Annotated in this window: 13 protein-coding genes; 8 read left to right on the top strand and 5 right to left on the bottom strand. The window is 68.8% G+C overall.

The features are described 5' to 3' along the window. Positions 1–9 precede the first annotated feature (9 nt). Positions 10–1,086, bottom strand: a complete 1,077-nt coding sequence (gene queG / locus C1933_RS13285; protein ID WP_108753651.1) for a tRNA epoxyqueuosine(34) reductase QueG — start codon at positions 1,084–1,086, stop codon at positions 10–12. A gap of 23 nt (positions 1,087–1,109) precedes the next feature. Between queG and C1933_RS13280 the strand changes: the two genes are divergently transcribed. The 6 genes from C1933_RS13280 to C1933_RS13255 all read left to right on the top strand — a co-directional run bounded on the left by C1933_RS13280 (position 1,110) and on the right by C1933_RS13255 (position 8,629). Next, positions 1,110–2,594 carry an NAD(P)H-hydrate dehydratase gene (locus C1933_RS13280; protein ID WP_108753650.1) on the top strand — a complete coding sequence of 495 codons (1,485 nt, stop codon included), beginning with the start codon at positions 1,110–1,112 and terminating at the stop codon, positions 2,592–2,594. Beyond that, entirely contained in the window at positions 2,591–3,073 is a 483-nt protein-coding gene (gene tsaE, locus C1933_RS13275; protein ID WP_108753649.1) for a tRNA (adenosine(37)-N6)-threonylcarbamoyltransferase complex ATPase subunit type 1 TsaE, read from the top strand. The genes C1933_RS13280 and tsaE overlap by 4 nt, the downstream gene beginning before the upstream one ends. Before the next feature lie 82 nt (positions 3,074–3,155). After that, positions 3,156–4,709 carry an N-acetylmuramoyl-L-alanine amidase gene (locus tag C1933_RS13270; protein ID WP_108753648.1) on the top strand — a complete coding sequence of 518 codons (1,554 nt, stop codon included), beginning with the start codon at positions 3,156–3,158 and terminating at the stop codon, positions 4,707–4,709. A 121-nt stretch (positions 4,710–4,830) separates the two neighbouring features. After that, positions 4,831–6,732, top strand: coding sequence for a DNA mismatch repair endonuclease MutL (gene mutL, locus C1933_RS13265; RefSeq protein ID WP_108753647.1), 1,902 nt, complete (start codon positions 4,831–4,833; stop codon positions 6,730–6,732). A 26-nt stretch (positions 6,733–6,758) separates the two neighbouring features. Further along, a complete protein-coding gene (locus C1933_RS13260) occupies positions 6,759–7,688 on the top strand; it encodes a DUF1684 domain-containing protein (RefSeq protein ID WP_108753646.1) in 930 nt (309 codons plus the stop codon). 2 nt (positions 7,689–7,690) lie between these two features. After that, positions 7,691–8,629, top strand: a complete 939-nt coding sequence (locus C1933_RS13255) for a TraB/GumN family protein (protein ID WP_108753645.1) — start codon at positions 7,691–7,693, stop codon at positions 8,627–8,629. A 96-nt stretch (positions 8,630–8,725) separates the two neighbouring features. Here C1933_RS13255 and phaR read toward each other — a convergent pair whose 3' ends face one another. The 3 genes from phaR to gluQRS all read right to left on the bottom strand — a co-directional run bounded on the left by phaR (position 8,726) and on the right by gluQRS (position 11,127). Further along, entirely contained in the window at positions 8,726–9,265 is a 540-nt protein-coding gene (gene phaR, locus C1933_RS13250; protein WP_108754841.1) for a polyhydroxyalkanoate synthesis repressor PhaR, read from the bottom strand. A gap of 183 nt (positions 9,266–9,448) precedes the next feature. Continuing rightward, on the bottom strand, positions 9,449–10,189 hold the full coding sequence (locus C1933_RS13245) for a beta-ketoacyl-ACP reductase (RefSeq protein ID WP_108753644.1): 741 nt from the start codon (positions 10,187–10,189) through the stop codon (positions 9,449–9,451). 17 nt (positions 10,190–10,206) lie between these two features. Further along, complete coding sequence (gluQRS, locus tag C1933_RS13240) at positions 10,207–11,127, bottom strand: tRNA glutamyl-Q(34) synthetase GluQRS (protein ID WP_108753643.1); 921 nt, start codon at positions 11,125–11,127, stop codon at positions 10,207–10,209. 93 nt (positions 11,128–11,220) lie between these two features. On the opposite strand from gluQRS, the gene htpX reads away from it, so the two are divergent. Beyond that, complete coding sequence (htpX, locus tag C1933_RS13235; protein WP_108750152.1) at positions 11,221–12,087, top strand: protease HtpX; 867 nt, start codon at positions 11,221–11,223, stop codon at positions 12,085–12,087. Between the two features lie 428 nt (positions 12,088–12,515). Here the strand turns inward: htpX and C1933_RS13230 are convergent, their stop codons facing one another. Next, on the bottom strand, positions 12,516–13,343 hold the full coding sequence (locus C1933_RS13230; protein WP_108753642.1) for an inositol monophosphatase family protein: 828 nt from the start codon (positions 13,341–13,343) through the stop codon (positions 12,516–12,518). A gap of 120 nt (positions 13,344–13,463) precedes the next feature. Between C1933_RS13230 and C1933_RS13225 the strand changes: the two genes are divergently transcribed. Next, positions 13,464–14,234 carry an RNA methyltransferase gene (locus C1933_RS13225; protein WP_108753641.1) on the top strand — a complete coding sequence of 257 codons (771 nt, stop codon included), beginning with the start codon at positions 13,464–13,466 and terminating at the stop codon, positions 14,232–14,234. Positions 14,235–14,264: the final 30 nt, after the last annotated feature.

The following is a 14,264-nucleotide window of genomic DNA, read 5'->3' as shown; positions in this document are numbered from 1 at the left end:
GATCGCACGTCAGGCTGCGCCGTGCTGGGCCAGGGCCCACTGCACGTGCTCGCGCACCACGGGCGAGGGATCGTTGGCGCGGGTATGCAGCGCGGCCAGTGCCTCGGCCGATGCCGGCGCATTGCCCAGCGCCACGGCAATATTGCGCAGCCAGCGTTCATGGCCGCTGCGGCGGATCGGGCTGCCCTCGGTACGGCGCAGGAACTCCGCTTCGTCCCACGCGAACAGCTGGTCCAGGCGCGCGGTATCCAGGTTGTTGCGCGCGCGGAAATCGGCCTCGTCGGTGCGCTTGGCGAACTTGTTCCAGGGGCAGACCAGCTGGCAGTCATCGCAACCATAGATGCGGTTGCCGATCAGCGGCCGCATGTCTTCGGGAATCGCGCCGTCGTGCTCGATGGTCAGGTAGGAAATGCAGCGGCGTGCATCCAGTCGATGCGGCGCGGTGATGGCCTGGGTGGGGCACACATCGATACAGCGCGTGCAGGTGCCGCAGTGCGCGGTGGCCGCTGCATCGATCGGCAGCGGAATGTCGATGTAGATTTCGCCGATGAAGAACCACGAGCCGCCATGGCGATCGATCAGACAGGTGTGCTTGCCGATCCAGCCCAGCCCGGCGTTGCGTGCCAGCGCACGTTCCAGCACCGGTGCGGAATCGACGAAGACGCGGTAGCCCAGCGGGGCGACTTCGTCGTTGATCTGTGTGGCCAGCTTCTGCAGCCGGTTGCGCATCAGCTTGTGGTAATCGCGGCCCAGCGCGTAGCGCGCCACGTAGGCGCGGCCGGGATCGGCCAGGGTCGCCCAGGCTTCGGTGTCGTCCTTGTGGCTGTAATCCATGCCCACCGAAATCACCCGCACGGTGCCGGGCAGCAGTTCAGCGGGGCGGGCGCGCAGCGTGCCGTGGCGGGCCATCCAGTCCATGGTGCCGTACAGGCCCTGGCCCAGCCAATCGGCCAGGTGCGCTTCATCCTCGCCCAGCTCGATGCCGGCGATGCCGCAGCGCTGGAAGCCGTGCGCGCGCGCCAGATCGCGGATGCGCTGCACGGCCAGGGCCGGATCGAGGGGGGCAGGGGCAGGGGCAGGGGACATGCGCACCAGTATAAAATCTCCGCATGGCCAACCTTGCCGATCTGTTCGATTCCGCTGCCGCGCGTGCGCTCGATGCGCAGGCGTCGGCGCTCGCCGGCGATGGCGGCTGGGAGCTGATGGCCCAGGCCGGGCTGGCCGCGTGGCAGCGCCTGTTGCGGCACTGGCCGCAGGCGCTGCACGTGGGCGTGGTGGTGGGCAGTGGCAACAATGGCGGCGATGGCCTGGTGCTGGCCCGCCACGCGCAGCTGGCCGGGCGCCGGGTGAGCGTGCTGACCCAGCCGGGCAGACCGCCGGGCACCCCGCTGGCCCGCCGCGCCGCGTCGGATTTCAAGTCCGTCGGGGGCGCGCTGACCGAGTTCGACGGAACGCTGCCCGACGCCGATGTCTGGGTGGATGCCCTGTTCGGCCTGGGCTTCGACCGCGCGCCGGAAGGCGTGGCCAAGGCGCTGATCGATGCACTGAACGCGCAGGGCTCACCGGTGCTGGCGCTGGATGTGCCCAGCGGCGTGGACGCCGAACGCGGCAGCGTGCCCGGTGTCGCGGTACATGCCACGTTGACGCTGCAGTTCATCGTGCCGCATCGCGGTCTGTATACCGGCAGCGCACTGGAGCATGTGGGCGAACACGCCCTGGCGGCGCTGCAGTTGCCCAAGGCGGCATGGCAGGGCGTGGAAGCGGCCGCTGAATGTTGGACGGGTGATCGCCTGGCGGCACTGCTGCCGCCCCGACGGGCCAACACGCACAAGGGGGAATCGGGCCACGTCCTGTGCGTGGGCGGTAATCACGGCAGTGGCGGCGCCATCGCCCTGGCCGCCGAAGCCGCCCTGCGCGCGGGTGCGGGCTTGTTGAGCATCGGCACGCGTCGTGATCACGTGGGCCCGTTGCTGGCCCGTCTGCCCGAAGCCATGGCCCATGCGCTGGAAGACGGTGACGCGCTGCCGGCGCTGCTGGGCCGGGCCGGCGTGGTGGCGATCGGTCCGGGCCTGGGCCAGGACGATTGGGCGCGCGCGCTGTTTGCGCGGGTAACGGTCTGCGGCAAGCCGCTGGTGATCGACGCTGATGCCCTGAACCTGCTGGCCCAGGACCCGCACGGCATTGCCGACGCCATCCTGACCCCGCACCCCGGCGAAGCAGCCCGCCTGCTGGAAACCACTACCGCGGCCATCCAGGCCGACCGTGCCGGCAGTGCGCAGGCACTGGCGCAGCGTTATCACGCCGTGGTGGTGCTGAAGGGCGCCGGCAGCATTGTTGCTGCGCCGGGGCAGACGCCGCGCCTGATCGCCGCGGGCAACCCCGGCATGGCCGTGGGTGGCATGGGCGACCTGCTGACCGGCATCATTGCCAGCCTGCGCGCGCAGGGCCTGTCCGCCTTCGACGCGGCGGCCGCTGGCGCGCTCCTGCACGCCCTGGCCGGCGATGCCGCGGCGGCCGATGGTGCGCGCGGCCTGCTTCCTACTGATCTGCTGGCGCCCCTGCGGCGGCTGGCCAACCCGGAACACCCCCGATGACTGAATTCTTCCTGGCCGATCCCGAGGCCACCGACCTGCTGGGCCAGTGGCTGGCCGCGACCCGTCCGCCGCAGGCGGTGGTTGAACTGCGTGGCGACCTGGGGGCGGGCAAATCCACCACCGCGCGCGCGCTGCTGCGTGCACTGGGCGTGCAGGGGGCCATCCGCAGCCCGACCTACACCCTGGTCGAGCGCTATCCGCTGGCCAGCGGTGGCGAGGCCTGGCACCTGGACCTGTATCGCATCGGCCAGGCCGGCGAGCTGGATTTCCTGGGATTGGACGAGGGCAGTGCGGTGCTGTGGCTGGTGGAATGGCCCGAGCGCGGCGCTGGTGCGCTGCCGCCCACCGACCTGGTGGTGGCGCTGGACATCGAAGGCCATGGCCGGCGCGTCCGTCTCACTGGCGCCAGCGACGCAGGCCGGGAATGGCTGGATCGGCTTCCCGATGGGGGCGACTTGCAGGCCATTTCTGTCGCCTGACGAGAACAAACATCGGCAGGTTACGGATTATTAAGGAAAAAGGTGTTGCATTCCGTTCAGCGCGGTGATTGAATCCTGAGCCATGCGCCTGGGGAACCGTCTCATCGCCATCTGTGCCGCCGTCGGACTGGGTCTGACGAGCGCGGCTGCGTGGGCGGGCGAGGTTCGCCAGGTGGTGCTGAACACCGGTTCGACCGGCACCCGCGCCGAGATCGCGCTGGTTGGCAGTGGCGGCTACAAGACCCTGTCGCTGTCCTCGCCGAACCGGCTGGTGGTCGATTTCCCCGACTCCAGCGCGGTGCGCAACCTGAAGATGCCGGCGGCGCAGGGCGTGGTTACGGCTGTGCGTACCGGCCAGCCGGTGCCCGGCACCTTCCGCGTCGTCTTCGACCTGGCCGAATCGGTCGCGCCGTTCCGCCCGCAGATGCAGCGCGAAGGCAATGAATCCAAGCTGGTGATCGAGTGGCCCGGTGACGGCGCGGCACCGCTTGCCAGTGCGCCGGCCGCGCAGCCCCCCGTTGCCAGCCCGGCGCCCGCGCCCACGCCGGCGGCGCAGAGCGCGCAGACCCGCGGTGATGCCGCCCGCGCTACCGCGCTGCTGACCGCGCAGGTGCAGCAGCAGGCCAGCGCCAGCGCGGCGGCTCCGGTGGCACCGGCGCCCGCACCCACGACCACTCCGGCACAGGTAGCTGCAGCGGGCACCGTGGCCGCCAGTACACCGCCTGCCGGTTCCCCGGCCGCCATTCTGGCCGGGCAGCCGACCCGCGCCGTGGTCAGTACGCCGGCCGCACCGGCGCCGACGCCCGCAGCCCCCACCGAGGCGCCGCGCCCGGCCATGCCCAGCGATGCCTCGCGTATCCGCATGCAGCCCGGTATGCGCCATCTGGTGGTGGCGATCGACCCGGGGCACGGTGGCCAGGATCCGGGCGCGATCGGCCCGACCGGCAAGCGCGAAAAGGACGTGACCCTGGCGGTTGCGCGTGAACTGGCGCGCCAGGTCAACGCAACGCCGGGCCTGAAGGCCTTCCTGACCCGCGACAGCGACGTCTTCATCCCGCTGCCGATGCGTGCGCAGAAGGCGCGTGCGAACAAGGCCGACATTTTCATCTCGATCCACGCCGACGCGGCGGAGAACCGCTCGGCCACCGGTTCGTCGGTCTACGTGCTGTCCACCAAGGGCGCGTCCTCGCAACGTGCGCGCTGGCTGGCGGACAAGGAAAACGCGGCCGACCTGGTCGGCGGCGTGCGCCTGCAGCAGACCGAAGGCACCCTGGCCAACGTGCTGCTGGACCTGGCCCAGAGTGGCTACATGAAGGCATCCGAAGACGCGGCCGGGCACGTGCTGGGCGGCCTTAAGCGGATCGGCAACAACCACAAGCCGAACATCGAGCGGGCCAACTTCGCGGTGCTGCGCACCTCGGACATGCCGGCCATGCTGGTGGAAACGGCGTTCATCTCCAACCCGGACGAAGAGCGCCGCCTGACCGACCCGGCGTACCAGCGCAAGGTTGCCGGCGCTGTGCTGGATGGCGTGCACACCTTCTTCAGCCGCCAGCCGCCGCCGGGCACGCTGTACGCCGCCCGCGCCCAGGCCGAGATCGACGCCGCCGCCACCATGGCCGGCGGCAGCAAGTAACCCGCCGAAGGCGGGTTTCTGCTTTCTGTAGAGTCGAGCCGCGCTCGACTGGACCTTACCGGCAACCCGTCAGTCGAGCATGGCTCGACTCTACCCATGGCGGCTCCGTTATCATCGCTGGATGAAGTCTGATGCTCATCCGCGCCCGATCCGGCCGTTGCCGGAAATCCTGATCAACCAGATCGCCGCCGGCGAAGTGGTCGAACGCCCTGCGTCGGTCGTGAAGGAACTTGTCGAGAACGCCATCGATGCCGGCGCCAGCCGCGTCGACATCGATCTGGAAGAGGGCGGCGTGCGCCTGATCCGCATCCGCGACAACGGCAGCGGCATCGCGCCGGAACAGTTGCCGCTGGCGGTATCGCGGCACGCCACCAGCAAGATCGCCGATCTGGACGATCTGGAATCGGTGGCCACGCTGGGCTTCCGCGGCGAAGCACTGCCGTCCATCGCCTCGGTCAGCCGCTTCACCCTGGCCTCGCGCCGCGCGCATGACGAACACGGTTCGGCGCTGCAGATCGAAGGCGGCAAGATCGGTGAAGTGACCCCGCGCGCGCATGCGCCGGGCACCACGGTGGAAGTGCGCGAGCTGTTCTACAACGTGCCGGCACGGCGCAAGTTCCTGCGCGCCGAGCGCACCGAACTGGGTCATATCGAAGAGTGGCTGCGTTCGCTGGCGCTGGCACGGCCCGATGTCGAGCTGCGCGTGTCGCACAACGGCAAGGCATCGCGGCGCTACAAACCGGGTGATCTGTACTCCGATACGCGGTTGGCGGAAACGCTGGGCGAGGATTTCGCCACCCAGGCGGTGCGCGTGGACCACAGCGGTGCCGGCCTGCGCCTGCACGGCTGGATCGCCCAGCCGCATTATTCGCGGGCCAGCGCCGACCAGCAGTATCTGTACGTGAACGGCCGTTCGGTGCGTGACCGCAGCGTGGCGCACGCGGTGAAGATGGCCTACGGCGATGTGCTGTATCACGGCCGCCAGCCGGCGTATGTGCTGTTCCTGGAACTGGACCCGACCCGGGTGGACGTGAACGTGCATCCGGCCAAGCACGAAGTGCGCTTCCGTGATTCGCGGCTGGTGCACGATTTCGTCTACCGCACGCTGAAGGACGCGCTGGCCGATACCCGCGCCGGCGTGTCCGCGCAGGAGATCGGTGCCGGTGCGGCCCACCCCGTAGACCCCGCGGGTGCGCCGGTGCCGTCCCCTGCCGGGGCGTCGGGCTTTGGCCTGGTGCGCGGCCCCGCGCCCGGTTCGGGCGGCGGCGGTGGTGGTTTCTCCGGCTGGCGCCCGCAGCAGCCGCTGGGCCTGCAGGTGGCCGATGCGCCAGCCGCCTACGCGGCGCTGTATGCCAGCGCCGGTGCCGGTGAACGCAGCGGCGCGCTGCCGCCCATGCCCAGCGAGAACGGCCTGCCGGCAACCAGCGCCGATGCTGGCGTGCCGCCGCTGGGTTACGCCATCGCCCAGCTGCACGGCATCTACATCCTGGCCGAGAACGCCGAAGGCCTGATCGTGGTGGACATGCATGCCGCCCACGAGCGCATCGGCTACGAACGGCTGAAGAATGCGCACGATGGCATCGGCCTGCAGTCGCAGCCGTTGCTGGTGCCGATTACCCTGGCCGTGGGCGAGCGCGAGGCCGATACCGCTGAGACCGAAGCGGAAACGCTGGCCGCGCTGGGGTTTGAAGTGACCCGTGCCGGCCCGGGTGCGCTGCATGTGCGCAGCATTCCGGCACTGCTGGCCAATGCCGAGCCGGAGGGCCTGCTGCGCGACGTGCTGACCGATCTGCGTGAGCACGGCCAGAGCCGGCGCATTGCCAGTGCGCGTGACGAACTGCTGTCGACCATGGCCTGCCACGGCGCGGTGCGCGCCAACCGTCGCCTGACCGTGCCGGAAATGAACGCCTTGCTGCGCGACATGGAGATCACCGAGCGGTCCGGCCAGTGCAACCACGGTCGGCCGACCTGGGCCCGTTTTTCGCTGGCGGAGATCGACCGCTGGTTCCTGCGCGGCCGCTGAGCCGCGCTACCTGGAGGGGAGCATCCATGCGTTACTGGGGAGCGGGCGGCCTGCTGGTCGCCCTGGCGCTGGCAGCCTGCAGTCCGGCCCCTGCGCCGGTGCCGGCACAGACCGAAGATCCGGCCTTCGCCGCGCAACAGCAGCAGTGGCGTGTGCAGCGCTACCAGGATCTGGTGCGGCCCGATGGCTGGACCGCGCTGGTGGGCCTGCACTGGCTGCAGAACAAATCGCACTTCATCGGTAGCGGTGCCACCAGTGGCATCCGCCTGGCGGTGGGCCCGGCCAAGCTGGGCCTGCTGCGTCGTGAAGGCAGTCAATGGTGGTTCACCCCCGAAGCCGGCACCGACGTGACCCACGAGGGGCAGCCGGTGCGGGGCCGGATCCGCATGGACACCGACAAGGACGCGCAGCCCACGCTGCTGGCCTTCGATGGCGGCAAGGGCCAGTTGAGCCTGATCCGCCGTGGCCCGCGTGACGCGCTGCGGGTGAAGCACGCCGATGCGGCGGCCCGGCGCGATTTCGCCGGCCTGCAGTACTGGCCGGGCGGTACCCAGTGGCAGGTGCCGGCGCGGTTCATCGCCCACCCGGCGGGCAAGACCCTGCCCATCGTCGACATCACCGGCCTGACCACCGACATGCCCAATGCAGGGGCGGTGGAGTTCGAGCGTGATGGACGGCAATGGCGCCTTGAAGCCATCGGTGAACCGGGCCAGCCCCTGTTCCTGATCTTCGCCGACCGCACCAGCGGCCATGGCAGCTATCCGGCCGGCCGCTACCTGGACACCGCCGCGCCGGCCGCGAACGGCAGCCTGACCCTGGACTTCAACCACGCTTATAACCCGCCCTGTGCCTTCACCGCCTTCGCGACCTGTCCGCTGTCGCCGCCGGAAAACCGGATGGACCTGCGCGTGGATGCGGGCGAGAAGGCCTACCACCTGCCCCCGGGAGAGGGCTGACCATGTCGATCAGAACCCTGGTGCGAAGTGCTGCACTGTTGCTGGCCTGTGCCGTTGCGCCCCTGGCGGCCGCGCGCGGTGCGCCTGCCGAGAGCGGCGCCAGCAAGCCGCCGGTACCGCTGCTGTGGAAGGTGACCGGCGCCGGTGATGCGCGCCTGTACCTGCTCGGCTCGTTCCACCTGCTCACCGCGCAGGACTATCCGTTGTCGGCCGATGTCGAAAAGGCCTTCGACGCCTCGCAGCGCGTGGTGTTTGAACTGTCACCGGAAGACATGCAGTCGCCGCAGCTGGCCAGCCGCATGGTGCAGGCTGCCACCCGCACCGACGGCAGCGAGCTCAAGCGCGACCTGGACGAGGCGACCTGGCAGAAGCTGCAGGCGTTTGCGGCCAGCAACAACCTGCCGCTGGCGCAGTTGCAGGGCATGAAGGCCTGGTTCGTGGGCCTGACCATTTCGGTCGGGCAGATGCAGAAGATGGGCCTGGACCCGGCGCTGGGCCTGGACCGCCATTTCATGGAGCGCGCGCAGAAGACCGGGCGCAGGACCGCGGGCCTGGAAGACATCGATACCCAGATCAGCATGCTGGACGGCATGAGCGCCACCGAACAGCGGCAGATGCTGGCCGAGTCGCTGGACGAGGTGGCCAAGGGCGATGCGCAGGCACGCCAGCTGCACGATGCCTGGCGCCGCGGCGATGAGCGCCTGCTGTGGAACAAGATGGCCATGGAAATGCGCCAGCAGTACCCGCAGCTCTACCAGCGCATCAACACCGGCCGCAACGACGCCTGGGTGCCCAAGCTGGTGCCGTACCTGCAGGCCGGGCAGGGTGGCACCCTGGTGGTGGTGGGCGGGCTGCACCTGCTGGGCAGCGATGGCGTGGTGGAAAAGCTGAAGGCCAAGGGCTACAAGGTCGAGCGCGTGTGCACGGGGTGCAAGCGGTAGATCCACGCCACGCGTGGATGACGCGGCAACGACGGCTGCAACAAAAAAAACGGCGCGCCAGGGGCGCGCCGTTTTCGTTGCAGCCGATGGCCGGGCTCAGCGGCGGGTCTTGCCGCCGGTGCCGGTGCCGGTGCTGGCACCGCCCTCGTTCGGCTTGCTGCCAGTGCCGGTACCGGTGCCGCCCGGGCGCGGGCCGCCGAAGCCGGCGCCCATGTTGCGCTGGAATTCCTGCCACAGCTCCAGGTTGCGTTCGGTCAGCTGGTTCATCATCGCCCACGGGGTCTGCCCCAGCAGATTGCCCATCTGCTGGCGGAACTGCTGCTGCTGGTCCAGGAAGACCTGCATGCTGCGTTCCAGGTAGTTGCCCATGAAGCCCTGCAGCGAATCGCCATAGAAGCGGATCAGCTGGCTCAGCAGCTGGGTGGACAGCATCGGTTCGCCGTCCTGTTCCTGGTCGGCAATGATCTGCAGCAGCACCGAGCGGGTCAGGTCGTCGCCGCTCTTGGCGTCGCGGACCTCGAAATCCTCGCCATCCAGGATCAGCTGGCGCACGTCTTCGATGGTGATGTAGCTGGAAATCTCGGTGTCGTACAGACGACGATTCGGATACTTCTTGATGATGCGGGTCGCAGCCATGAAGCGGTACTCGTCACAGTAGATGTGCAGCATGGCGCAGTGCACAAGCCTTGGCAACCGCCCCAGCCCCCGCCGGGCTTGGCTTTGCACGCCGATCATGTTGCGCAGCAAGGGTTTGCGTGCTGCGCAGCATGGGCGCGCCGCGACCGCCCCGGAGCGGCGCGGCCGCCCGGGTTGCGCGGCTTACCAGCCCATGTGGTGGCCGCCGTTGATGTCCAGGTTGCTGCCGGTGATCCAGGCCGCCTCGTCGGCCACCAGGAACGACACGCCATAGGCGATTTCCTCCGGCTTGCCCAGGCGCCCGGTGGGAATGTCGGCAATGATCTTGGCGCGCACCTCTTCGGGCACGGCCATCACCATGTCGGTGGCCACGTAGCCCGGCGAAATGGTGTTGACGGTAATGCCGAAGCCGGCGTTCTCGCGTGCCAGCGAGATGGTGAAGCCGTGCATGCCGGCCTTGGCCGCGGCGTAGTTGGCCTGGCCGTACTGGCCCTTCAGGCCGTTGATCGAGCTGATCTGGATGACCCGGCCCCAGCCGCGGCGGCGCATGCCTTCGATCACCGGGCGGGTGACGTTGAACACCGAATTGAGGTTGGTGTTGATCACATCGTGCCACTGCTCGGCGCGCATGCGATGGAAAGTGGTATCGCGGGTGATGCCGGCGTTGTTGACCAGGATCTCGACCGGGCCCAGTTCGGCTTCCACCGCGCGCACCATGGCCTCGGCGCTGGCCGGGTCGGAGACATCGCCGGGGAAGATCGACACGTTGTAGCCGCGCGCAGTCATGGCCTGCTGCCAGGCGCGGGCCTTGGCTTCGTCGCGGTAGTTGGTGGCGACCCGGTGGCCCTGGTCGGCCAGGCGTTGGCAGATGGCGGTACCGATGCCGCCGGTTCCGCCGGTGACCAGTGCGACGCGAGATGTCATGGAATGCTGTCCGGGTTTCAGGTGGGGGAAAGGGGATTCTGCAACATCGGCGCGGAAAGTGCGCCGTCGGCCAGCAGGATGTCCTGCCGTGGCAGGCGCGCCGGATCGAAGGCGCGCCGGGCGGCCTGCAGCAGCGTGTGCAGGTCTGCGCAGTCGTCCAGGGCCGCCGGCGGCTGCCCCAGCAGTGCCCACAGCTGGCGCAGGACTGGCAGCGGCCGCGCGCTGTCCACCGGCAGGGCCGCCAGCGATTTGGACAGCTTGTGGCCCGGTGAATCCAGCAGCAGCGGCAGGTGCCAGTAGCGCGGCACGGCCAGGCCCAGGGCCTGCTGCAACAGGATCTGGCGGGCGGTGGAATCGAGCAGGTCGGCGCCGCGCACCACCTCGGTCACGCCCTGTGCGGCATCGTCCACCACCACCGCCAGCTGGTAGGCCCAGCAGCCGTCGGCGCGGCGCAGCACGAAATCGCCAACCTCTGCGTGTACGTCCTGCTGCTGCGGGCCGCGCAGGCCGTCGATGAAGCGGACCACGCTGCCCGGCGGCACCCGGAAGCGGACGGCCGGGTCCGGTCGCGGCGTGCGGGCCACGCAGCGGTGGTGGATGCCGCCGCTGGCTGTCAGATCGCTGCGGCTGCAGTGGCAGACGAAGGCCAGATCGCTGGCCAGCAGCACATCCAGCGCGGCCTGGTAGACGGCGTTGCGCTCGCTCTGCCAGAGCACCGGGCCATCGTGGGCCAGGCCGAAATCGGCCAGGGTGCGTAGCTGCGCCTGCGCGGCACCTGGCACGGTGCGCGGCGGATCCACGTCTTCAATGCGCAGCCGCCAGAGGCCGCCGGCGTGGCGCGCGAGCAGCCAACTGCCGAAGGCGGCAAGCAGGGAACCGGGGTGCAGCAGGCCGGTGGGCGAGGGCGCAAAGCGGCCGCAGGGAATGGAGGAGGTCATGCTGGCTGAATCGTCGGTCAGGTTGGCGCTTGAATTCAAGCTGACTGCACCGCAAATTGGCAGATATCGACCCCTTCCGAGCCGGAATTTCCCATGTTCACCCGCATCGCACTCTTTCTAGCCACGAACTTTGCCGTGCTTATCCTGGCCAGCATCGTGATGTCGCTGCTGGGGGTCAATCCCAGCCAGATGAGCGGCCTGCTGGTGATGGCCGCGATCTTCGGCTTCGGCGGCTCCTTCATTTCGCTGCTGCTGTCCAAGTGGATGGCCAAGCGTTCCACCGGCGCGGTGGTGATCACCGAGCCGCGCAACCCGACCGAGCGCTGGCTGCTGGCCACCGTTGAACGCCAGGCCAAGGCCGCCGGCATCGGCATGCCGGAAGTGGCCGTGTATGACGGCCCGGAAATCAATGCGTTCGCCACCGGCGCCAACCGCAACAACGCGCTGGTGGCCGTGTCCACCGGCCTGCTGCACAACATGAGCGAAGACGAGGCCGAGGCCGTGCTGGGCCACGAGATCGCCCACGTGGCCAACGGTGACATGATCACCATGGCGCTGCTGCAGGGCGTGCTGAACACCTTCGTGATCGTGCTGGCCCGCGTGGTCGGTGGTGTGATCGACAGTGCGCTGTCGGGTAACCGCGAAGGCGGCGGCCGTGGCTTTGCGTACTACATCATCGTGTTCGTGCTGGAGATGGTGTTCGGCCTGTTCGCCACCATGATCTCGATGTGGTTCTCGCGCCATCGCGAATTTCGTGCCGACGCCGGTGGTGCATCGCTGGCCGGTCGCCAGAAGATGATTGCCGCGCTGGAGCGCCTGCAGCTGAACCATGGCCAGAGCACGCTGCCCAGCCAGATCGCCGCCTTCGGTATTGCCGGCTCGACCGCCAAGAAGCTGTTCATGAGCCACCCGCCGCTGGAAGAGCGCATTGCCGCGCTGCGGGCTTCGACGGTGGCGTAAGCCTCGGCTTTCAAGGTAGTGCAGGAACGCCTGGCCTCGCGCCGGGCGTTCTTGTTTGCGGTGATGCATGCGTCGGTAATGCCACAACTACACCCGGTAGATCCACGCCACGCGTGGATGCTGTTGCTGTTGATCTTGACCTTCCAGTCCGCCTTGAGCGAGCCGAGCATCGCAGGTGAAGCAGGGGCGAAGAGGCGCCGATGTTTGAGCGCAGCGAGTTCGGCGCCGTCCCCTGGTTCGCCGAGAAGCGCAGGGCACCGGCGTGCGCAGCACGTCGGCTCGCGGTCGGCGGAGCGTTTCTTTGGTTACTTTCTTTGCGCGCAAAGAAAGTGACACCCCTCCGCGGTCGCGGAAACCAATCTCCGGGTGCACAAACGAAAACGGCACCCTCGCAGGTGCCGTTTCAGTGAATTGCGTTACGTGGACGCTCAGAACTTCGCGTCGAACTCGGCGGCGTAGGCGGTGTTCACCAGCACCTTCTGCAGGGCTTCGGCTACCTTCAGGTTGCCGGCCACGATCTGGTGGGTGTCCGGGCCGCGGTTGTCCATGCGGCCCAGGGTGGCGCCCTTGAAGTCGCACACCTTGCCGCCGGCTTCGCGCACCAGCAGCAGGCCAGCGGCCACGTCCCAGGCCTTCACGCCGGCTTCGAAGTAGGCATCGGCGCGGCCGCAGGCCACGTAGGCCAGGTCCAGCGCGGCCGAACCGGTGCGGCGCACGTCTTCGGCATGCACCAGCAGTGCGTCCAGCGCCTTCAGCTGTGCGCTGGCGCGGCTGCGCTCACGCGGCGCGAAGCCGGTGTGGATCATGGTGCCTTCCAGGTCCTTGCGGTCGGCCACGCGGATGCGACGGTCGTTGAGCACGGCACCGGCACCACGGCTGGCGGTGAACAGTTCATTGCGCAGCGGGTCGAAGATCACCGCGTCGGTCGGTTCGCCGTTTTCCACCAGGGCGATGGAAACGCAGTAGTGCGGCACGCCGCGCAGGTAGTTGCTGGTGCCATCGAGCGGGTCGATGACCCACATCTGGCGACGCTCGCCCTGCACGCCACCTTCTTCACCGAAGATGCCGTAGTCGGGGTAGGCGCGCTTGAGTTCCTTGACGATCACCTTTTCCGCATCGGCATCGACTTCGCTGGCGTAGTCCATGCGGCCCTTCTGCACCACATTCAGCGCCTCGAGCTTGTTGATGTTGCGCAACAGGACGTTGCCGGCGAGGCGGGCGGCCTTGACCATGACGGTGACGGCGGGTTTCTGCATGGCGTGGGCTCCCGGAAAGGCAGAAGAGAAGGGCTGGCGGGGGAAAAGAGCGGGTCCGGCGCAGTGGCCGGCCGCACAGTTTACCATTGGTCTTCGTCCAGCTCGACCTTTTCCCTGTTCATGTCCCAGTTTCCCGCCGCCACCCGCATCCGTTTCGTCCTTGTTGGCACCCAGCACCCCGGCAACATGGGGGCCGCCGCGCGCGCCCTGAAGACCATGGGCCTGGCCCGGCTGGTGCTGGTCGCCCCCGAAAAGCCGCTGGACGAGGAGGCCTTCCGCCGCTCGGCCGGTGCCGAAGACGTGCTGGGTGACGCGCCCGTGGTGTCCACCCTGGCCGAGGCCGTTGCCGACTGCACCCTGGTGCTGGGCTGCACGGCCCGCGCGCGCCGGGTGCAGCTGGAAGAGTTCCTGCCGGTCGATGCCGCCGCCCGTGCGGTGGACAAGGCCGGGCAGGGCGCCGAGGTGGCGCTGGTGTTCGGCCGCGAGCGCACCGGCCTGACCAACGAAGAGCTGCAGCTGTGCCACGCCGCCGTGCATATTCCGTCCGACCCGGCGTTCAGTTCGCTCAACCTGGCCGCGGCGGTGCAGGTGCTGGCCTATGAAACGCGCATGCGCCTGCTGGGCGAACAGCCGGCGGCGCAGCCTGAAGAAGGCCTGCGCGAACAGGCGGCCAGCCATGAACAGCTGGAGAGCTTCTTCGGCCAGCTGGGGCAGACCCTGGACGAGATCGATTTCCACAAGGGGCGGGCGCCCGAATCGGCCATGCGCAAGCTGCGCCGCCTGTTCCTGCGTGCCGAGCCCAGCGAGCAGGAAGTGCGCCTGCTGCGCGGCATCCTGGCCGACGCCCAGCGCATGGCCCGGCTGGCGCAGCCGAAGGATCCGCAGGGCTGACGAAGTTCTCATTTTTTCAGGTAGTCTGTC

This window comes from Stenotrophomonas sp. ZAC14D2_NAIMI4_6, from assembly GCF_003086875.1.
In the GTDB taxonomy this organism is placed as follows: Bacteria; Pseudomonadota; Gammaproteobacteria; order Xanthomonadales; family Xanthomonadaceae; genus Stenotrophomonas.
Note: the sequence above shows the minus strand (reverse complement) of the source record. Positions and strands in the feature narration are given on the sequence as shown.